Here is a 20,112-nt window from a genome sequence, read left to right on the forward strand (position 1 = left end):
CTACTCCGGGAAGTAGAGGACGGCGTAGATTTCGGCCTTGTCCGGGCCGGCCGCGTGCACGCTGTGAGGGACGATGGAGTTGAAGTAGAGGCTGTCCCCGGGGCCGAGGACGTGGGTTTCCTTGCCGTGGATGAGCTCCACTTCGCCGGACATGACCACGATGAACTCCTCGCCCTGGTGGGAGGTCATCTCCTTCCCGCCCTCTTCGGGGAACAACTCGATGAAGAAGGGCTCCATGTGGCGGTCGGACTTGCCCTTGGCCAGGGGATGGAAGCGCAGGGCGGGCTTGCCCCCGCCGCCGGTGTGCATGACCAGCTCGGGCTGGCGCTCCGAGGCGCGGGTGATGCAGGGGTCGGCGCACTCCAGGTCGTCGAGGAAGGTGCCCAGCCTGACGCCCAGGGCGCGGGAGACCTTGAGCAGGGGCATCAGCGAGGGGTAGGCCTCGCGCTCCTCCAGCTCCTCGATGAAGGACTCCTTGAGCCCGGTGCGTTCAGCCAACTCCGAGCGGCTGATTTCGGCCTTTTCACGGTACGCCTTGACGCGGCGGCCAAGCTTGGACTGCATCCACACACCTCCCTGGGAAATTCCCGGGAAGGTCTACACCAAGACGGCCCGAAAGGCCAGGGGCGGCGGGGGGGATTACCTGCCGCGCAGCTTGGCGCGGCGCTCCTGGACGAAGGACTCCAGGTGGTACTTCTTGATGCGGTAGCCCATCTGCCGCAGGGTGATGCCCAGTTCCTCGGCGGCGCGGGACTGGATGAAGGCGTTGCGCTCCAGGGCGGAGACCACCTCGCGCTTCTCCATGTCCTGCAGGCTGGTGGTTTCCTCGCGGCGCTGGGGCGCGGTTCCCAGGAAGAACTGGGAGGGGATGTCCTCCAGGTCGATCTGCTCGCTCTCCACCATGATGGCCAGCCGCTCCACCAGGTTCTCCATCTCGCGGACGTTGCCGGGCCAGTGGTAGCGCATGAGCGAGTCCAGGGCGGCCGGGGAAAAGACCAGGCGGCGGTTGTACTCCTTCTCCATGCGGCCCAGGAAATGATTCAGCAGCGGCGGGATGTCCTCGCTGCGCTCGCGCAGGGGCGGCACCCGCAGGGGAAAGACGTTGAGCCGGTAGAAGAGGTCCTCGCGGAAGGTGCCCCGGGAGACCTCGTCCATGAGGTCCTTGTTGGTGGCCGCGATGATGCGCACGTCCGCCTTGCGGGTCTTGGTGGAGCCCAACCGCTCGAACTCCTTTTCCTGCAGCACGCGCAGCAGCTTGGCCTGCACGCCCTGCCCCAGCTCGCCGATCTCGTCCAGGAAGATGGTGCCCTGGTCCGCCTCCTCGAAGCGGCCGGCTTTGGCGGAGGTGGCCCCGGTGAAGGCTCCTTTCTCGTGGCCGAACAGCTCGGACTCCAGCAGGTTTTCCGGCAGGGCGGCGCAGTTGACCTTGATGAAGGGCTGGCCGTTGCGCTCGGACAACTCGTGGATGATGCGGGCGGTGAGGGTCTTGCCCGTGCCGGACTCGCCCAGCAGGAGCACCGTGGCCCTGGTGGGCGAGACCTTCTCGATCATCTGCCGCACCGTTTCCATGGCCGGGGAGCGGCCCACGATGAAAAAGCGCTGGTAGTTCTCCGAGAGCTTGGAGCGCAGGATGGAGATTTCCTTGCGCAGGCTCATCTGCCGTTCCTCCACCTTGCGGTTGAGCTGGATGAACTGGCCGATGAGGGTGGAGAGCACCCGCAAAAAGGAGACGTCCTCGTCGAAGGAGACCTCGTCCTCGAAGAGGCGGTCCACGTTGAGCACGCCCACGGGCTGGCCCGCCAGCATGACGGGCACGCCGATGAAGGAGACGCGCCCCTTCTCGAAGCGGCGGGACTGGGTCTTGTCCAGGAAGAGGGGCTCCTTGGCCACGTCCGGCACAACGAAGGGCTCCCCGGTCTGGAAGACGTGGCCGGTGACGCCCTCGTCCAGGCGGTAGACGCCGCGCTCGCGCTCCTCGGGCGAGAGGCCGTGGGAGGCGCGAATGGCCAGGCGGCCGTGCTCGTCCAGCAGGGTCACTGTGGCGCGCCGCATGGCCAGGGAGTCGGAGAGGATGGTCAGGATGGATTCAAGGGTGCGGTCCAGGTCCAGGGCCTGGCCGATGATGGCGGACGCCTCGGAGAGGACTTCCAGTTCAAGGGCGGCGATGTCGGTGCGCATGATGGTTTCCCGACAAGGTGAGAGCAAGGAGCGTGCCCGGTGGGGCGGCGTGGAGGCCAGGATGGCTGGTTGGAGGGGCTTGCCGCCCGGAATGACTGGGTTTCGGAGATATTCTCCGGGCGGCCGTTTCGGGAACAGGGGTGCCGACAGGGACGGTGGTTTTTTTACGATTTGAGAAAATCGTACATTATTGTATTAATTTTAAAGGGTGTGTTTTGCAAAAATAAGAAAAGCCAGCCGAGCGTGTCGACTGGCTTTTGCGTTTGGAGACGGAATTGAAAAAAGGCTAAGACAGGACGGTCTCCGGGGCCACGCAGGCCATGTCGAAGGCCTCGCCCACCGCGGCGCAGGTCAGCTTGCCCTGGCGCACGTTCAGCCCCAGCCGCAGGGGCTGGTCTTCGCGCAGGGCGTCCAGTCCCTTGTCAGCCAGCTTCAGGGCGTAGGGCAGGGTCTGGTTGACCAGGGCGAAGGTGGAGGTGCGGGGCACCGCGCCGGGCATGTTGGCAACGCCGTAGTGGACCACCCCGTCCACCACGTAGGTGGGGTCGGCGTGGGTGGTGGGCTTGATGGTTTCCATGCAGCCGCCCTGGTCCACGGCCACGTCCACCACCACGGCGCCCTCCTTCATGGTGGAGATCATGTTGCGCGTCACCAGGCTGGGGGCCTTGGCCCCGGGGATGAGCACCGCGCCGATGAGCAGGTCGGACTTGGCCACCATCTCGCGCACGTTGGCCTCGGTGGAGTTCATGGTCACGATGCGGCCGCCGAAAACGTCGTCCAGGTAGGACATGCGGGCGTGGTTCACGTCCAGCACGGTCACTCGCGCGCCCAGGCCCACGGCGATCTTGATGGAGTTGATGCCCACCACGCCGCCGCCCAGGATGACCACCTCGGCCGGGGCCACGCCGGGCACACCGCCCAGCAGCATGCCGCGCCCGCCCCGGGTCTTTTCCAGGGAGTGCGCGCCAACCTGTGGGGCCAGCCGCCCGGCCACTTCGCTCATGGGAGTCAGCAGGGGCAGGCTGTTGTCAGGCAACTGCACTGTTTCATAGGCGATGCCCGTAACCCGGCTCTCGAGCATTGCTTCGGTCAGCCCCCGGTCGGCGGCCAAGTGCAAATATGTAAAGAGGAGCAGGTCCTCGCGCAGGTAGCCGAACTCCTCGGCCAGCGGCTCCTTGACCTTGATGACCATGTCCGCTTCCCAGGCCTCGTCCCGGCCCACCATGGTGGCCCCGGCATCGACGTACTCCTGGTCGGGCATGCCCGAGCCCACGCCGGCGTCCTTCTCAACCAGCACGGTGTGGCCGCGCCGGGTGAGGGCCTCCACGCCGCCGGGGGTCATGGCCACCCGGTTTTCCCACGCCTTTATCTCTCTGGGGATGCCAACGATCACTAGCTATGCTCCTGGTTGCAAGAATGTGAATCGCCAAGATCAAGTAGCAGGGGGATGGGGGGTGGTCAACGCGCCAGCAGCACCGTCACGGCCGCGCCGTCGGCCGAGACCACCCGCACCGCGTGGTTGTCCGTGTCCGCCAGCAACCAGCCGTTCGGGGCCGGAGCCAGCCCGCGCGGCCCCTGAAAGCGCGGTTTGGGGCCGTCCACCACGCCGCGCCCGGTGCCCGCCAGCCGTCTCGACTCATCCACCACGAACACGGCGTGCCCGCAGGGATCGGCCGCGGCCAGCTGGTCTCCGCTCCAGGCCGGGGCCAGCAGGCAGCGCGCGCCGAAGGATTCCGGGGCGGGGACGGTCTCGGTGAAGCCCCGGCCGTCCTCGTCCACCCGCAGGCCGCCGGTGACGGCATCCGCCACCCACACCCGCTGCCCGTCCGTGGCCAGCCCGCCGCACTCCTCCGGCGCGCCGACCAGCCGCTCCACCACTTCGCCGGTCTCCGGGTCCAGGCCGACCACGCCGCCGGTTCCCAGGGCCACCCAGGGCCGCCCGCGCGCGAAGGCCACGCCGCAGGGCCAGTCCAGCCCCTCGGCCAGCACCCGCCCCTCGCCGGTGAGAACGTCCAGCTCCAGCACCCGGCCCGCGCCGCTCTCGGCCACCAGGGCCAGGCTCTCCCCGCCGCCGGGAGCCAGGGCGCAAGGCCGATCCAGCCCCTCCACCTTGGCCCGGGGCAGGGCCATGGGCTTGTCCTCCTGGGGCTCGGCCAGCAGCAGGGAATCCGGCTGGCAGACCGCCAGCCGCCCGGCCAGCCCCAGCACGGCCAGGGGAAAGCGCACCGTCTCCGGGTCGAAGGGCTCCTCCTCCGGGCGCACGGGCGGCCGGCCGGCCGGTTCCAGCCGCTCCAGTTCGGCGGCCAGCCGGGCCGGTGCGTCCGCACCCTCGGCGCGGTCGGCCACGGTGCCGTCCGGGCCCAGCAGCGCGGCGGCCGGGGCCGGGGGCAGGCGCAGGGAGCCGGACAGGCTTCCGTCCGGGTCGTGCAGCACGGGCACCCCCACCCCCTCGCGCAGCACCGCCTTGCGCGCGGCCTGCACGTCCTGCCCGAAGCGGGGCCGGTGCACGGCCGCCACGGCGTGGTGGCGGGCGTACTCCTCCGCCCGGCGCAGCATGGCCAGGCAGGCCGGGGAGTCGAAATCCACCGCCAGGACGAGCACGGTGGAGGGGATGTCCGGCGAGCGGCCGCCGGTGTTCAGCCAACTGGATGGGGAGGCGTCGGAAAACAGCATGGCCCGGGTGTACCCCGCCGGGCGGCGGGGGGCAACGGCCCGTGGCGGGCAAAAGCCCGGATTCACTCCGCCTGGAAAAAGAGGTGGTATGGGTTGAGGGCGAAGGTGCCGCTTCGCACCCGCTGGTAGCGGGCGGCCCACGCTCATAGGACGGCCCGGGCGGGATGGCAAGCCGCTCCGGAGCCAAGTGTAGTGCGAAAATGGAAAGATAAAAAAAGCGGGGCCGCCTTACTACCAAGGCGGCCCCGCGAAATGCTTGGTGGGCCGTGTTGGGATCGAACCAACGACTCTCTGCTTAAAAGGCAGATACTCTACCGGCTGAGTTAACGGCCCGTCGGGAAGGGGGTCTTATCTAGCCATGTGGCGGCCTGGTGTCAACAGCCGTGTGGATTCGGCTATCCTTCGGGGTCGATGGAGGCGCGGCCGCCCAAGTAGGGACGCAGGGCCTGGGGGATGTCCACCCCGCCGTCCGCCCGCTGGTGGTTTTCCAGAATAGCCACCATGGTGCGGCCCACTGCCAGGCCGGAGCCGTTGAGGGTATGGGCCAGGCGGCTCTTCTTCTCGCCCTTGATCTTGCACCGGATGCCCGCCCGGCGGGCCTGGAAGTCCTCGAAGTTGGAGCAGGAGGAAATCTCGCGGTAGGCGTTCTGTCCCGGCAGCCAGACCTCCAGGTCGTACGTCTTGGCCGCGGAGAAGCCCAGGTCGCCCGCGCACAGGGTGGCCACCCGGTAGGGCAGCTCCAGCTCCTTGAGGATGGCCTCGGCGTGGCCGGTCAGCTCCTCCAGCCGGTCGTACGACTCGTCCGGGTGGACGAAGCGCACCAGCTCCACCTTGTTGAACTGGTGCATGCGGATAAGGCCCCGGGTGTCCTTGCCGTAGGACCCCGCCTCGGAGCGGAAGCAGGACGTGTAGGCGCAGTAGTCCAGGGGCAGGGAGGACCCGTCCAGGGTCTCGCCCGCGTGCAGGTTGGTCACCGGCACCTCGGCCGTGGGGATGAGCCAGTAGTCGGTCTCCCGCAGCTTGAAGAGGTCCTCCTCGAACTTGGGGAGCTGGCCCGTGCCGGTCATGGCCGCGGAGTTGACGATGACCGGGGGCATGACCTCGGTGTACCCGGCGGCTGTCTGCCTATCCAGCATGAAGGCCGCCAGGGCCCGCTCCAGGGCCGCGGCCCAGCCCTTGAGCACGCAGAAGCGCGAGCCCGCGATCTTGGCCGCCCGCTCGAAGTCGAAGCCGCCCAGGGCCAGCCCCAGGTCCACGTGGTCCCTGGGCTCGAAGTCGAACTCCGGCGGCTCGCCCCAGGTGCGCTCCACCCGGTTGTCGTCCTCGTCCTTCCCCTCGGGCACGCTCTCGTGCGGCACGTTGGGGATTTGCATGAGGATCTCGTGCACCCTGGAGTCGATCTCCTTGGCCTCGGCGTCAAGCCGCTTGATCTCGTCGGACAGCCCGCCCAGGGAATCCAGCAGCGGACCGGCGTCCTGACCTTCTTTCTTGGCCAGGCCCACCTTTTTGGAGGAGGCGTTGCGCTGTTGCTTGAGATCCTCCACCTCGCCGATGACCTCGCGGCGGCGGGCGTCCAGCTTCTCGTATTCGTCCAGGTCCAGGCGGGAGCCGCGCTTGGCCAGCGCCTCCCGCACCACATCCGGATTCTTGCGTACAAATCGAATGTCCAGCATATCTCGCTCCCGCCGCCCCCTCTACAGGAATCCGGGCCGGATGGCTACGGTCCCGCGCCGGGCCCCCGGCCCGCCTCTTTGGCGGCCCGGCCGCCGTGTGGTAGGCTTCATGTTTCAACACACGGAAAAATTCCCCCGAGGTCCCATAATGGAAGAGAACACCGCCCCGGAAACAGAACACCACGACACCGACCACAAGCTGCGGCTGCGCAACCTGACCATGGACGACTACGACCGCGTCCGCGAGGTCTCCGGCCGCGTCTACCGCATGGTGGACAAGCCCTACGCCCCGGAGGAGATCGCGGCCATGGTCCGCAAGTTCCCCGAAGGGCAGATCTGCATCGAGGACAAGGGGGAAGTGGTGGCCGTGGCCCTGACCATGATCGTGGACTTCTCGGTCATCGGCGAGGAACACACCTACTTCGACGTGGTGGGCCGCGACTGGGCCCTGAAACGCCACGACCCGGAAGGCGACTACCTCTACGGCATCGAAATCTTCGTGGACCCGGACTACCAGGGCATGCGCCTGGGCCGCCGCCTGTACGACGCGCGCAAGGAACTCTGCGAGAACATGAACCTCAAGGGCATCCTGCTCGGCGGCCGCATCCCTGGATACCGCAAGCACGCCGAGGACTTCACACCCCAGCAGTACATCCGCAAGGTCAAGAACCGCGAGCTGCACGACCCGGTCCTCTCCTTCCAGCTCTCCAACGACTTCCACATCCGCCGCGTGCTCAAGGGCTACTGGCCCGAGGACTCCCAGTCCCAGGGCTACGCCGTGTTGCTGGAGTGGGTGAACGTCTACTACGAGAAGAAGACCCGCCTCATCGGCGGCACCAAGTCCATCGCCCGCCTGGGCGTGGTGCAGTGGCAGATGCGCCGCTTCGAGCACTTCGACGACTTCATGCAGCAGGCCGAGTTCTTCATCGATACGGTCTCCGACTACGGCGGCGACATCATCCTCTTCCCCGAGCTCTTCAACGCCCCGCTCATCCACCAGTTCGACGACCGCCACCCGGTGGAGGCCATGCGCGCCCTGGCCGCCCACACCGAGCCCATGCGCGAGTCCATGCTGGAAATGGCCGTCTCCTACAATATCAACATCGTCACCGGCAGCGTGCCGGAACTCATCGACGGCCACCTCTACAACGTCTCCTACCTCTGCCGCCGCGACGGCACCTGGGACGCCCAGTACAAGCTCCACATCACCCCGGACGAGCTCCACTCCTGGGGCCTCACCGGCGGCGGACAACTCAAGGTCTTCGAGACGGACGTGGGCAAGGTGGGCATCAACATCTGCTTCGACGTGGAATTCCCCGAACTGGCCCGCCTGCAGGCCGCCCAGGGCATGCGCCTGCTGCTGGTCCCCTTCTGGACCGACACCAAGAACGGCTACCTGCGCGTGCGCCGCTGCGCTCAGGCCCGGGCCATCGAAAACGAATGCTACGTGGCCATCTCCGGCTCCGTAGGCAACATCCCCAAGGTCGAAACCATGGGCATCCAGTACTCCCAGGCGGGCGTCTTCACCCCCTCCGATTTCTCTTTCCCCCACGACGCCATCGCCACGGAAACCACGCCCGGCAACGAAACCGCCGTTATCACCGACCTGGACATGGACCTCATCAAGGAACTTCGCGCCAAGGGCAGCGTCCGCAACGTGGAATGCCGCCGCACCGACCTCTACGACCTGTGCTGGATCTCCGAAGTCAAAATGGATTGAGCGTGGAGAGCGGACCGAAAAAAAGCGGCGGAGAGGCAAAGCCTCCCCGCCGCATGGCGTGCGAATCGGGAGAAAGCGCCTTCAGGCTTCCTCTTCACAGGCCCCGCAGGTGCAGACAGCCACACAGCCGCAGGGCAGGGTCTCTTCGAACCATTCCACTTCGATGGAAATCTTGGTTTTGGTGCCGTCATCCTTGGCCTTGCGCTTGGCCTCGAACTCCACGTTGACTTCGCAGGGCACGTCGATCACTTCGGTGGTCCCGTCCTCGGTGGTGAACTCTATCCTGCCGCTGGACAGGCCGGCGGCCACCTGCTTCAGCAGCATGCCCGCGTTGTAGGCGTAACGGGTCTCTTCCATCTTGGCCAACGTGTTCTTGCTCTTGGAACCCATCTCGCTTCTCCTTGAAGGTTGGTATCCACGTGGTGCCGCGGGCCGGCCCGGGCCGGGCGGTGTGACTGTCATCGTGCAGAATACAAGCCGCCCCGCCTTTTGTCGTGACAATTCAATGAACATCGTCCCGCTCCAGCGGAAAGGGGCGAAAAGGCCCGGAGCCAGGCTATTCGTCCGGCTGGTAGTAGACGTGCTGCCCGGTGGATTCCAGCACGCTGCGCCAGTAGTTGGAGCAGGTATCAATGCGTTTGCGCCCCCGCGTGACCAGGCCGAGGGGCATGTGCACGTAATGGCCGTTCCATTTGGAGACGACCATGGCCGTCTTGCCCGCCATGGCGGCGTGGACGGCGTTCTGGCCCAGAAATCCGCAGTAGATGCCGTCGTTGGAGTTGGCCGGCACGGAGCGGACCATGTAGCTGGGGTCGATGTACTTGAGGGTGTAGTCCAGCCCGGCCTTTTGCATGTACTGGTCGATCTCCTTGCGCAGCAGCCCGGTTATGTCGCCCAGCTTGATGTTGCCCGAAGGGTCGGTCTCGCCGGATTCCGGCAGCAGGTGCTGCCCGGCGCCCTCCGCCACCACCACCACGGCGTGCCCGCGCTTTTTCAGCCTGCGGTGCAGGGCCGTGAGGAAACCATGGGGGCCGGAGATCTCGAACTCGTCCTCCGGCACCAGCACGAAGTCCACGTCGCGCAGGGCCAGGGCGGACTGGGCCGCGATGAATCCCGCCTGCCGCCCCATGACCTTGACCAGCCCGATGCCGTTGGGAACGCCCAGGGCTTCGGTATGGGCGCAGCGGATGGCCACGGTGGCCTTTTCCACGGCCGTGTCGAAGCCGAAGGTGTTGGCCACGAAGTTGATGTCGTTGTCGATGGTCTTGGGCACCCCGATGACGCCGATCTTGATGTTGCGCCGCTTGATCTCCTCCACGAGGGCGCTGGCCGCGTGCATGGTGCCGTCGCCGCCTATCATGAACAGCACGCCGATGTTGTGCCGCTCCAGAAAGTCCACGATGACCTCCATGGGCTGCGGCCCCCGCGACGAGCCAAGAATGGTGCCGCCGAATTCGTGGATGTGCGTCACGTTGTCCGGGGTCAGCTCCATGAGCTCGTGCCCGTGGTCGGGGTTGAAGCCCTCCAGCCCGTAGCGCACACCGTAGAACCCTGCGATGTCGTAGTTGTGGTGCGCCTCCAGCACCATGGACCGGATGACGTCGTTGATGCCGGGGCAGAGGCCGCCGCATGTAACCACGGCCGCCTTTGTCTTGGCGGGGTCGAAGTAGATCCTGTCGCGCGGACCGGCCAGCTCCAGGGTGGCGTTTCGGCCGTCCTTGAGCTCGCTTCGCACGGCCATGTTCACATAGACCAGGATGCGCTCGCCGTCGGAGATGTAGCGCCCGGCGCCCAGCGGCGTCTCGATCTTGGCCCGCCCGAGGGTCTCGATGGCGGTGTCGCTTGGCGGGCTGTGGTCCGGAACGCAGATATTTTCTTGGGACATGCTCGCTCCTCGCGCGTGGGATTTCGATCCAACCTTTATGCCTACGCCACAAGGCGGCGGGCTGGCAAGACGGTTATTGACTCCCCGGCCGCGCGACTTATACTGCCGGAAATACATCGGCGATACTCCACGCGGACCGGGCCCGCCTCATGCCGGAAGCCCGGATCAGGCATTCCTATTCCATTGGAGCGTACAATGGCCAAGACAACACGCGCGCCCTGGATGGGCCTCATCGAGGACCTCGGCGAACAGATGGACGACATGATGCGCGAACCCCGCCGCGCGCGGCGGGACGCACACGTCTGGCAACCCCAGGCCGACATATTCGAGACCGCTGAAAACATCACCCTGCAGGTGGAACTCCCCGGCGTGGCCCGGGAGGACATCCGCCTGGAGGTCAAGAACCGCACTCTCTGGCTCTACGGCGAACGACGCTTCGAAAAGGACGCCGGGGAGACCGTCTATCATCAGCTGGAACGGTCCTACGGCGCCTTCGCCCGTAAATTCTCGCTGCCAGGCGGTGCGGACCCGGACACCATGCGGGCCCACCTGCGCGAGGGCCTGCTCACCGTGGTCATTCCCAAACGGCCCAGGGATACCGGCCGCCGCATCCAGGTCAACTGCATCGACTAAGAGACAACCACACAATCACAATCCGAGAAAGGGAACACAGCCGTGACCAGCCAACTGAAGACCGCACTGCTCCTCGGAGCGCTCACCGCCATCATCGTCCTCATCGGCCGCGCCATCGGCGGGCCCGGAGGCATGGTCATCGCCTTCATCATCGCCGTGGCCATGAACGTTGGCAGCTACTGGTATTCGGACAAGATCGTCCTGCGCATGTACAAGGCCAAGGAACTGGCCGAGCACGACGCCCCGGCCATTCACAAAATGGTGGACGATCTGGCCCGCGAGGCGGGCATCCCCAAGCCCAAACTCATGCTTGTGCCCCAGCAGCAGCCCAACGCCTTCGCCACCGGCCGCTCGCCCTCCAACGCCGTGGTGGCCGTCACCCAGGGCATCGTGCAGACCCTCTCCCCCGAGGAGCTCAAGGGCGTCATCGCCCACGAGATGGGACACATCAAGAACCGCGACATCCTCATCCAATCCATCGCCGCCGTCCTGGGCGGAGCCATCATGATCCTGGCCAACATCGCCCAGTTCACCGCCATTTTCGGCGGCATGGGCGGCAACGACGACGAGGGCGGCAACCCCATCGCCGCCCTGGCCCTGGCCATCATCGCCCCCTTTGCCGCTATGCTCATCCAGATGGCCATCTCCCGCTCGCGCGAATACTTGGCCGACCGCACCGGCGCGGCCCTCTGCCATCACCCGGAACACCTGGCCTCGGCCCTGGAAAAAATCAGCGCCCACGCCCAGCGCCAACCCATGAAAGGCGCCAACCCGGCCACCGAGAACATGTTTATCATCTCCCCCTTCTCCGCCGGACGCGCCGCCCACCTCTTCGCCACCCACCCTCCTGTTGAGGACCGCGTGGCGCGCCTGCGCTCCATGGCCGGCAAGGTCTAGAGGGCGTAAGCAGGCGATTGGAAAAATAAAGCCGCTTCCGGGGCGACGCCCCGGAAGCGGCTTTTCGCGTTTGTGGGGGAGAAGGGGAGAGAGAAGATTTCGCCCTTCGGGCGGGCAGGGCCTGCTCGGCCCTGGACTCGGGACAAGCTCCCTGTGCATGCGTGTTCACGGGATGGGGCGCGGCGGGAACACGGGAGGGGAGCACCCCGGGGTGTGGGTGGTTGTGAAGCGCGTTGACCCGGCAGAACGTTACCTTGGCCGTTTCGCTTCACATGCGTTGGACGGGAAACTGGGCTGGCATCCCCGGCTCCTTCCTTTCCGCGCCACGCCCCGGGGCGAAGTGAGCGCCAAGCGAATTGTTCAGGAGGGGGAGGAAGGGAACCTTTTTCTGACTGCAAAAAAAAGTTCCCTTCCCCCACCAATATCCGGTCAGTCCTTCCGTTCGGCGCAGCTGTCGGTTATTCCCGCGCCGCCCAGGGCTTCCTGGATGGGAATGAAGAAATTGATGCTTGTGGACGTGCCCATGCCATCCAGGTACCCGCTCACGGACACGCCCACCACCTCGCCGTGAGCATTGAACAGGGGGCCGCCGCTGTTGCCGCCCAGGATGGACACGTCGGCCTGGATGAGGTGGCCGCCGGAACTCGAGTCCTTGCGTATGGCGCTGACCACGCCCTTGGTCACGGTGGTGTCGAACGCCAGCTTCATGGGGCTGCCCACGGCGAATACGTCCTGCGCCGGTTTCGGGAACCCGTCCGCAATCGGCAAGGCTGGGAGCTTGGCCTGGCACTTGATGAGGGCCACGTCGCGCACCGGGTTGTTGCGGATGACCTTGCCGGGCAGCTCGTAGCCCTGCTGGAAGCGCAGGGTGACTTCCTCGAGCTCCCCCACCACATGGCTATTGGTCAGCACGTAGCCGCTGCCGCTGATCACGAAACCCGAACCGTGCGAGTTGTTGGCGAGGACCGTGACCACCGAGGAAAGGTACTTGCCGTTGTTTTCGGCGAAATTTCCCTTGGCGCGGCCGTCCAGGCAGACGGAGATAGTGTCCGGCGTTTCCACTCGCCTGGGCGGTTCGCCGGCGAGTTCATGGAAGGACTCGTCGTTGGCCAGGTCCACCGTGGCGTCCTCGAAAGCCTCGGTGAAGAGCAGGTAGAAGCCGTCGCTGCGCCCCTCGGTGCTGTTGCTGTACCCGATGGTGTCGGTTTGCATCACCGTCCGCCGCTGCCTGGCGTCATACACGGACCATTCCACCCCCAGGCGCATCTCCCCGCGGGTCGTGCCCAGGGGAAAGCCGGCCCAGATGCCGTGCTCGTTGCAGATGTTGGCCTGGATGTCGTCGACATTGGCCGCCAGGCGATACCGGGCGCTGCCCAGCTCGTCGCCCCGGTCGAACACCACGGAAGGGTCGCCGACCACGTTGTACCCCTCCCGCTTCATGGTCTCGTAGAAAAGCATCGCCAGTTCATCGTCCTGGCCGGAGAGGTGGCCGCGCCCACTGGACCACATCAGGGCGCCGTCATAGGTATAGTTGCATATCTTGCCGTCGGACGTGTAGCCGGAATACAGCGCGCCGATCCTGGTGGCCCGCTTGACCGTGATGATGGCCCTGTCCATGCCGATGCGCGGCATCTCCCGGTAATCGCCCTTCTCGATCTCGGGGTTGTCCACGTCCGGGGCGATGGGAACCTTCTTGGTGCCGCACCCCGTGGCGAACAACATCGCCACCACCGCCAATACAAGCAAAACACGCCGCATGATCCGCAATCCTCCGGTTTCAGGACTGCGAACAGATACTCTCCGGCCTGTAAAAAAGCAAGTATATATAGTTCTTCCGGCTGGCTGGGGGAGAGGGAAGGGGGGAAGATTTCGCCCTGCGGGCGACCAGGGGGCTGCGCGCCCCCTGGACCCTGCGGCAAAGTAACTTTGCATGTGTGTTCGCGGGATGGTGCGCGTCAGGTGAAAGGCGAGGGAGCACTCCGGCGTACCCTCGATTGTTGGACTATCCCAACCGGTAAAACCCCGCCCTGGCCGTATGGCTCCAGACGCGTTGGACGCGGAGTTGGGCGGCAATCACCCGCCTGCCTCGTTCCTCGCATCACGCCCCCGAGCGAAGCGAGACCCAAGCGAGTTTTTTGGAGGGATGGAGGGGGCTTGGGGTATCCTGCCCCCAGTTTGAAACAGCCTTGATCTAAGTGGAAGTCCGTGGCTTCTCAACAGGCAGGAGGTTTGCCATGAAGCGACGGAAGTGGACCCCGGAGCAGAAGACTCGGGTCGTCCTCGAAGGCCTTCGAGGACGACCCGTGGGCGAAGTGTGCGCCGAGTACGCCATCTCGCAGAACCAGTATTACAAGTGGCGCGATCAATTCCTTGCCCAGGCGCACAGAGCGTTCGAGCAAGAGCACGGCGCACAGCGTACGGCCAGACTTGAGCGCGAAAACATGAAGCTCAAAAGCCTGATCGGTGAGTTGACCATTGAGCTAAAAAAAAGCGGGCCGTTCGGATGAAGCGCGGACCATATGCAAAGGTCGCCGAGCGCAACGCCGACCTCCTGGCCCGCATTCGCGGCATCAAGGCCGACCATCCGTTCTGGGGATACCGTCGGGTCTGGGCGTTCCTGCGCTTCGTGGACGGCGTTGTCGTCGGCCAAAACCGCGTCTACCGGCTCATGAGCGAGCATGACCTCACGGTGAAGCCAACCTGCGACTCAAGGCCAAACGCAAGCCGACCGGCGTCAAGCCCCGGCCCTCGCGACCCAACGAGTGGTGGGGTATCGACATGACCAAAATCAAGATTGACGGCTACGGCTGGCTGTACGTGGTCATTGTGCTTGACTGGCGCACCAAGAAGGTCGTCGGCCACTACGCCGGCGATCAAGCCAAGGCATGGCATTGGCTCTCGGCGCTCAACGCGGCTGTCGGCAGGCAGTTCCCCGAAGGCGTGCGCGGCGGCGGTCTTCATCTCATGGCCGACAACGGCTGCCAACCGACCTCGACGAGCTTTATGAAGGCTTGCCGCGTCATGGACATCAAACTCGCCTTCACCAGCTACAACAACCCCAAAGGCAACGCCGACACAGAGCGCTTCATGCGCACCATGAAGGAAGAGCTGGTCTGGATCAATGAATGGCGTAGCCCGACGGCCTTTTACCAAGCCTTGGGCTCCTGGATCGAAGAATACAACCAAGGCTACCTGCACTCGGCGCTGGGGTATAAAACCCCGGTGACAACCGAGCAGGAACTGATCAACTCGCGGACTCTCTTACAAAAGGCTTGCTAAACCGGGGGCAGTACAGGGGGCAGGATAAGGGTATCCTTTTTTGTCGCCAGAAAAAAAGGTTCCCTTCCTCCCCAACTTCCTATTTCACAATGTCGTGGTACTGGCTTCGTTGGCGCAGTTCGTGGGTTTTGTATTCGTCGAAGCGGTCGCCGAGGTTGGTGGGTTTGGGGCGTCGGGGGAGAGTGAGCCGCTTGAGGATGAGGAGTATGGCGACCAGGGCCAGGGCTGCCAGGGCGTAGGGCATCCAGGTGCTCATGGCTCCTCCGTGGCTGGTCCGGGTTGGTTGGTGAATCCGGCGAGCGGACCCATGACGTGGCGGTCGCGGATGGCCACGGGCTCGCTTTGCATGTACAGCGCCACCAGTTCGGCCACGGACTGCAGGGAGTCGGTGTGGGTGCGTTCGTAGCCGTGGGAGGCGTCCACGCCGAAGCAGGCCAGGGCGGTGCGCAGGTCGTTGCCCGCTTCGATGGCCGCGGCGGCGTCGCAGCGGTAGTATTTGAAGACGTCGCGCTGGTGGGGGATTCCGGCCTGGTGGCAGATTTCCAGCAGCTTGTGGGTCAGGTGGTAGTCGAAGGGTCCGGAGGAATCCATCATGGCCAGGGTGACGCCGAATTCCTTGGAGTTCTGGTCGCGTCCGGAGGGCGCGTTGTCGATGGAGACCAACTCGGCCACGTCGCCGTGCAGCACGCTGGACGCGCCCGAGCCCACCTCCTCGGTGAGGGTGAACAGCAGGTGGCAGTCCACGGGCAGTTCCGCGCCGCTTTCAACGGCGTGCTTGGCCGCGGCCATGAGGATGGCCACCCCGGCCTTGTCGTCCAGGTGGCGGGAGTTGATGAAGCCGGTGGGGGTGACTTCCGGGGCGGCGTCGAAGGCCACGAAGTCGCCCACGTGGATTTCCATCCATTCCAGGTCCTCGCGGCAGGTGACGTACTCGTCCAGCCGCACCTCCACGTTGTCCCAGTCCACGGGCTGGGTGTCGATCTGGTGGTGGTAGGTGTGGCCGGAAGCCTTGTTGGGCAGCACGGTGCCGCGCAGGGGGCGTTTTTCGCAGAACACGGTGACGCGGGCCCCCTCGGCGAAGCGTGAGGACCAGGCGCCCACGGGCGCCAGTTTCAGGCGGCCGTTGTCCTTGAGTTCCGTGACCATGCCGCCGATGGTGTCCAGGTGGGCCACCACGGCCCGGTCCGGGCTGCTCATGCGTCCGGCGAGGTCGGCGCGGATGGCCCCGCGCCGGGTCAGCTCGAAGGGGATGGACAGCTGCCGCAACTCGTCGCACAGGAAGCGGACGATATTGTCCGTGTAGCCCGTGGGGCTGGGTATCTGGACCAGCCGCAGCAGCAGGTCCAGGCAGTAGTCCATGTCGATCTCCGGCCGCTGGAGGCTGATGCCCGCGACCCCGCTCTGCGGATCACTCATTGGCCGCTCCGCGCCGGTCCATGTACGTGGCCAATTCTTCCATGTCGAAGTCATAGCCATTGGATTTGGCGAAGGCAATGACCTGCAGCGGGTCGCTCATGGCCTTGACCGCGCGCAACGCCTCCTCGTCCGCGGCCAGCCATTCCAGGAATCGGCGAAGCTGTTCCGTGCTCATGTCTCCTCCTCGCCCTGGCCGTACTCCCCGGCCAGCGGCCGGCCCCGGACGGCTGTCTGGGGAAAGAGCAGGTCCAGGTAGGCCTCGGCCGTGGGCTGGGGCTCGTGGTTGGCCAGGCCGGGCCGCTCGTTGGCCTCGATGACCACGTAGTCCGGCCCCTCAACTTCCGGCACCATGAAGTCGAAGCCCACCACCGGGATGTCCAGCACGCGTGAGGCCTCCTCCGCGGCGCGGGCCAGCTCCGGATGCAGCTGGGGGGTGACGTCGTGGATGGTGCCGCCGGTGTGCAGGTTGGCGGTCTTGCGCACCTCGATTTCCTCGTCCTGTTCCACCACGTCGTTCCAGCCGTAGCCCGCCTCGCGCAGGCAGCGTTCGGTCTCGGCGTCCATGGGGATGGAGGACTCCCCGCCGGTGGCCGCGCCCCTGCGGCGGCTCTGCTTTTCGATGAGCTGGCGGGCGGTGTGCCGGCCCGTACCCAGAATACGGGCGGGCTTGCGTACGGCCGCGGCGATGAGCTTGTGGCCGATGACGATGAGGCGCAGGTCGTCGCCCTCCTCGAACCGTTCCAGCAGCACGTCGCCTGAGACCTTGCGCGCCTCGGCCACGGCCGCCTCCAGGGAGTCCGGGTCGCGCACGTCCACGGTGATGCCCGCGCCCTGCTCGCCCTGGCGCGGCTTGACCACCACCCGGCCGTGCTCGTTCAGGAAGGCGGTGTTTTCCTCGGGCGTGCCCGCCTTGGTCTGCTCAGGCACGCGGATGCCGGCGGCCGCCAGGGTGCGGCGGGTCAGGGCTTTGTCGTCGCAGCGCACGAAGGCGATGGCCGAGGTCAGTTCGGACAGCGACTCCCAGCAGACGATGGAGCGGCCGCCGTGGGTCAGCTCCACCAGCCCCTTTTCCTCGTCCAGAATGCGCACGCCCACGCCGCGCCGCCTGGCTTCCTTGACCACCAGGTCGGCGTAGGGGTTGAGGAAGTGCTTGCCCTCGGGCGGAGTGAAAAGCGGCTCGTTGATGGGATTGCGCACCTTCACCGCGAAAACCGGCACCCGCTTGAAGCCCAGCTTCTCATACAGCCCGATGGCCTGGACGTTGTCGTGCATCACGGAAAGATCCATGTAGTCGCGGCCGCGCGCCTGGAAGTATTCGATGGCGTGGCGCACCAGGGCCTCGCCCACGCCGGGAGCCTGGGCCTGGGTGTCCACGCCCAGGCACCAGAAGCTGGAGCCGTTTTCCGGGTCGCGGAAGGCCTCGGTGTGGTCCACGCCGGTGATGGTACCGATGACCTCCCCGGTGGAAACGTCCTCGGCCACGAAATAGTGCAGGGCCCGGGAGTGGCGCTTGCCGTGAACGAACTCCTCGTCCGGCTGCACCATGCCGCGCGAGGCGTAGATGCGGTTCATGGCCTCGGCGTCCTCCATGGTGGCCACCCGGCGGATGACGAAGCCTCCGTGCCTGCGCTTGGGCTGCTGGTACTGGCTGAACCACAGCCGGTAGGTGTGGGAGGGGTCCAGGAAGAGCCGGTCCGGGGCCAGGGAGAGCACCACGTGGGGGTCACGCAGGTAGAAGGCGATGTCCCGTCGTCCCTCCTCCTCGTTCAGCAGCTCCTCGGCCAGGCTCCCGGCGTCCTCGAAGGTGTGCCCCCACAGCAGCCTGCCCCAGCCGCAGTCCGTGACCGCGTCGCGCTTGATGCGCCGCGCGCTCTCCGGGTCCATCTCGCGCCAGGAGCGCACCGTGGGGACGCTGGACCGTTCCAGTCTGTGCCTGATGTTGGCGGCCATCGTTCCGTCCTCCTTACTTCACGCCCTGGGCTTGCAGCCACATTTCCAGCAAACCGAGCTGCCACAGCTTGGAGCCGCGCAACGGGGTGATGTGCTCCTCCGGCGCGTCCAGAAGCTCCCGCACGTAGTCGTCGTGGAACAGACCGCGCCGCTTGGCCTCCGGGGCGTGCAGCACGTCGCGCACGCTCTCCAGGAAGGGCCCGCGCAGGTACTTCAGGGCGGGCACCGGGAAATACCCCTTGGGCCGGTCGATGACCTCCGCCGGAATGACCCGGCGGGCGGCCTCCTTGAGCACGTGCTTGCCCCCGGACTTGACCTTCAGCTCCGCTGGGATGCGCCCGGCCATCTCCACAAGCTCGTGGTCCAGGAAGGGCACCCGCGCCTCAAGCCCCCAGGCCATGGTCATGTTGTCCACCCGCTTCACCGGGTCGTCAGTGAGCATGACCGTGGTGTCCAGCTTCAAGGCCTTGTCGATGGCCCGCTGGCTGCCGCCCGTCTCGAAGGCGCGGCGCACGAACTCCGTGGGCGCGTCGCCCGGGGACAGATGCTCCGGCCGCACCGCCCGCAGGTACTCCTCCCGGTCTCGGTCGAAGAACACCTTGGAGTAGTCGGCCACCGGGTCGGCGCTGTCCAGCAGCGGGGGATACCAGTGGTAGCCGCCGAAAACCTCGTCCGCGCCCTGGCCGCTCTGCACCACCTTCACGTGGCGGGAGACCTCGCGGGACAGCAGGTAGAAGCCCACGTTGTCGTGGCTGACCATGGGTTCGCTCATGGCCGCCACGCAGCCGGGCAGCGCCTTCAGGGTCTCCTCGGGGCTGATGCGCAACTTGTGGTGGCGGGTGCCGAACTCCCGCGCCACCACGTCGGAATACTTGAACTCGTCCCCCTCCTCGTCGCCCACGGTCTCGAAGCCGATGGAGAAGGTCTCCAGGCCGCGCTGGCCCGCCTTGGCCAACAGCCCCACCACCAGGGAGGAATCCAGGCCGCCGGAGAGCAGCACGCCCACGGGCACGTCCGCGGTTAGCCGCCGCTCCACGGAAAGCCGCATGGCCTCCAGCACCAGCTCCTGCCACTCCTCCTCGGAGCGCTGCTGGTCCTCTTGCTTGGTCGGGCCAAAGTCCGCGTCCCACCAGCGCTTGGGCTCGCCCACGCGGCCTTCCTCCACCACCATGGTGTGGCCCGGCTCCAGCTTGCGCACGCCCCGCAGGATGGTCAGCGGGGCCGGCACCACCGCGTGGAAGGTCAGGTAGTGGTGCAGGGCCTCGGGGTCGATGGAGTCGTCCACCCCGCCGGAAGCCAGCAGGGCGGGCAGGGTGGAAGCGAAGCGGAAGGCCCCGTCCACCCTGGAGAAATACAGCGGCTTGATGCCCAGCCGGTCGCGCGCCAGCAGCACGCGGCCCGAGTCACGCTCCCAGACGGCCAGGGCGAACATGCCCTGCAGCCGCTCAACAAAGCCGTCGCCCCAGGCGTGATACGCCTTGATCAGCACCTCGGTATCGCCCGAGGAAAAAAAGCGGTACCCCTTGCCTTGCAGCTCTTCCCGCAGTTCCTTGTAATTGTAGATGCATCCGTTGAACACGATGGACAGCCCAAGCTCCGGGTCCACCATGGGCTGGGCCGCCTTTTCCGACAAATCGATGATCTTCAGCCGCCGGTGGCCGAAAGCCGCCGCACCCTGGGCGCGCAGCCCCCGGCCGTCCGGGCCGCGCGGCGACATGCACCGCGCCATGGCCGCCACCGCCGAAACGTCGGCTTCCTCGGAATCCAAACGGATTTCACCACAAATACCGCACATACTTGGAAATCTC

General features: G+C 66.1%; 19 protein-coding genes and 1 tRNA gene. 6 read left to right on the forward strand and 14 right to left on the reverse strand.

Annotated elements, in window-relative coordinates; translation table 11 throughout:
• The 6 genes from N911_RS0109795 to serS all read right to left on the reverse strand — a co-directional run bounded on the left by N911_RS0109795 (position 1) and on the right by serS (position 6,524).
• Entirely contained in the window at positions 1–564 is a 564-nt protein-coding gene (locus N911_RS0109795) for a helix-turn-helix domain-containing protein (protein WP_029896664.1), read from the reverse strand.
• A 75-nt stretch (positions 565–639) separates the two neighbouring features.
• Positions 640–2,178: a sigma-54-dependent Fis family transcriptional regulator gene (locus tag N911_RS0109800; protein ID WP_029896666.1), complete on the reverse strand. Its 1,539-nt coding sequence runs from the start codon at positions 2,176–2,178 to the stop codon at positions 640–642.
• A 286-nt stretch (positions 2,179–2,464) separates the two neighbouring features.
• Positions 2,465–3,571, reverse strand: a complete 1,107-nt coding sequence (gene ald / locus N911_RS0109805) for an alanine dehydrogenase (protein ID WP_029896668.1) — start codon at positions 3,569–3,571, stop codon at positions 2,465–2,467.
• A gap of 65 nt (positions 3,572–3,636) precedes the next feature.
• On the reverse strand, positions 3,637–4,851 hold the full coding sequence (locus N911_RS0109810) for a hypothetical protein (RefSeq protein ID WP_029896670.1): 1,215 nt from the start codon (positions 4,849–4,851) through the stop codon (positions 3,637–3,639).
• A gap of 257 nt (positions 4,852–5,108) precedes the next feature.
• Positions 5,109–5,184 (reverse strand) — tRNA-Lys (locus tag N911_RS0109815).
• Positions 5,185–5,246: 62 nt separating this feature from the next.
• The gene (serS, locus tag N911_RS0109820; protein ID WP_029896672.1) at positions 5,247–6,524 is read right to left on the reverse strand and encodes a serine--tRNA ligase; all 1,278 of its coding nucleotides are present in this window, start codon (positions 6,522–6,524) and stop codon (positions 5,247–5,249) included.
• Between the two features lie 148 nt (positions 6,525–6,672).
• Here serS and N911_RS0109825 point away from each other — a divergent pair, with 148 nt between their 5' ends.
• Positions 6,673–8,244, forward strand: coding sequence for a bifunctional GNAT family N-acetyltransferase/carbon-nitrogen hydrolase family protein (locus tag N911_RS0109825; protein ID WP_029896674.1), 1,572 nt, complete (start codon positions 6,673–6,675; stop codon positions 8,242–8,244).
• 81 nt (positions 8,245–8,325) lie between these two features.
• On the opposite strand, the gene N911_RS16865 is transcribed toward N911_RS0109825, so the two are convergent.
• Together N911_RS16865 and N911_RS0109835 are read right to left on the reverse strand one after the other, a co-directional pair.
• The gene (locus N911_RS16865; protein ID WP_035104657.1) at positions 8,326–8,634 is read right to left on the reverse strand and encodes an amphi-Trp domain-containing protein; all 309 of its coding nucleotides are present in this window, start codon (positions 8,632–8,634) and stop codon (positions 8,326–8,328) included.
• A gap of 166 nt (positions 8,635–8,800) precedes the next feature.
• On the reverse strand, positions 8,801–10,129 hold the full coding sequence (locus tag N911_RS0109835) for an ATP-dependent 6-phosphofructokinase (protein WP_035104659.1): 1,329 nt from the start codon (positions 10,127–10,129) through the stop codon (positions 8,801–8,803).
• A 195-nt stretch (positions 10,130–10,324) separates the two neighbouring features.
• Here N911_RS0109835 and N911_RS0109840 point away from each other — a divergent pair, with 195 nt between their 5' ends.
• Positions 10,325–10,762, forward strand: a complete 438-nt coding sequence (locus N911_RS0109840; protein WP_029896680.1) for an Hsp20/alpha crystallin family protein — start codon at positions 10,325–10,327, stop codon at positions 10,760–10,762.
• 42 nt (positions 10,763–10,804) lie between these two features.
• On the forward strand, positions 10,805–11,659 hold the full coding sequence (locus N911_RS0109845; RefSeq protein WP_029896682.1) for a zinc metalloprotease HtpX: 855 nt from the start codon (positions 10,805–10,807) through the stop codon (positions 11,657–11,659).
• A 429-nt stretch (positions 11,660–12,088) separates the two neighbouring features.
• On the opposite strand, the gene N911_RS17575 is transcribed toward N911_RS0109845, so the two are convergent.
• Positions 12,089–13,417 (reverse strand): S1C family serine protease, encoded by a 1,329-nt coding sequence (locus N911_RS17575; RefSeq protein WP_029896684.1) that lies wholly within the window; start codon positions 13,415–13,417, stop codon positions 12,089–12,091.
• 476 nt (positions 13,418–13,893) lie between these two features.
• On the opposite strand from N911_RS17575, the gene N911_RS0109855 reads away from it, so the two are divergent.
• The 3 genes from N911_RS0109855 to N911_RS17580 are packed head-to-tail and all read left to right on the forward strand — an operon-like array spanning position 13,894 to position 14,938.
• Positions 13,894–14,166: a transposase gene (locus N911_RS0109855; protein ID WP_029895528.1), complete on the forward strand. Its 273-nt coding sequence runs from the start codon at positions 13,894–13,896 to the stop codon at positions 14,164–14,166.
• Complete coding sequence (locus N911_RS18025; protein WP_081859148.1) at positions 14,163–14,441, forward strand: IS3 family transposase; 279 nt, start codon at positions 14,163–14,165, stop codon at positions 14,439–14,441. Before N911_RS0109855 ends, N911_RS18025 begins: the two co-directional genes overlap by 4 nt.
• Complete coding sequence (locus N911_RS17580) at positions 14,438–14,938, forward strand: integrase core domain-containing protein (RefSeq protein WP_051694158.1); 501 nt, start codon at positions 14,438–14,440, stop codon at positions 14,936–14,938. The genes N911_RS18025 and N911_RS17580 overlap by 4 nt, the downstream gene beginning before the upstream one ends.
• Positions 14,939–15,017: 79 nt before the next feature.
• On the opposite strand, the gene N911_RS18465 is transcribed toward N911_RS17580, so the two are convergent.
• From N911_RS18465 to N911_RS0109885, 5 genes are read right to left on the reverse strand one after another with little or no spacing between them, the layout of a single operon-like run.
• Positions 15,018–15,194 carry a hypothetical protein gene (locus N911_RS18465; protein ID WP_161781615.1) on the reverse strand — a complete coding sequence of 59 codons (177 nt, stop codon included), beginning with the start codon at positions 15,192–15,194 and terminating at the stop codon, positions 15,018–15,020.
• A complete protein-coding gene (locus tag N911_RS0109870) occupies positions 15,191–16,354 on the reverse strand; it encodes an osmoprotectant NAGGN system M42 family peptidase (protein WP_051694159.1) in 1,164 nt (387 codons plus the stop codon). The genes N911_RS18465 and N911_RS0109870 overlap by 4 nt, the downstream gene beginning before the upstream one ends.
• A complete protein-coding gene (locus tag N911_RS0109875) occupies positions 16,347–16,529 on the reverse strand; it encodes a Nif11-like leader peptide family natural product precursor (protein WP_029896688.1) in 183 nt (60 codons plus the stop codon). The genes N911_RS0109870 and N911_RS0109875 overlap by 8 nt, the downstream gene beginning before the upstream one ends.
• The gene (gene ngg / locus N911_RS0109880; protein ID WP_029896689.1) at positions 16,526–18,304 is read right to left on the reverse strand and encodes an N-acetylglutaminylglutamine synthetase; all 1,779 of its coding nucleotides are present in this window, start codon (positions 18,302–18,304) and stop codon (positions 16,526–16,528) included. Before ngg ends, N911_RS0109875 begins: the two co-directional genes overlap by 4 nt.
• Before the next feature lie 13 nt (positions 18,305–18,317).
• A complete protein-coding gene (locus N911_RS0109885; RefSeq protein WP_029896691.1) occupies positions 18,318–20,099 on the reverse strand; it encodes an N-acetylglutaminylglutamine amidotransferase in 1,782 nt (593 codons plus the stop codon).
• Positions 20,100–20,112 lie beyond the last annotated feature (13 nt).

The organism is Desulfohalovibrio reitneri, assembly GCF_000711295.1.
GTDB classification, from domain to species: Bacteria; Desulfobacterota; Desulfovibrionia; order Desulfovibrionales; family Desulfovibrionaceae; genus Desulfohalovibrio; species Desulfohalovibrio reitneri.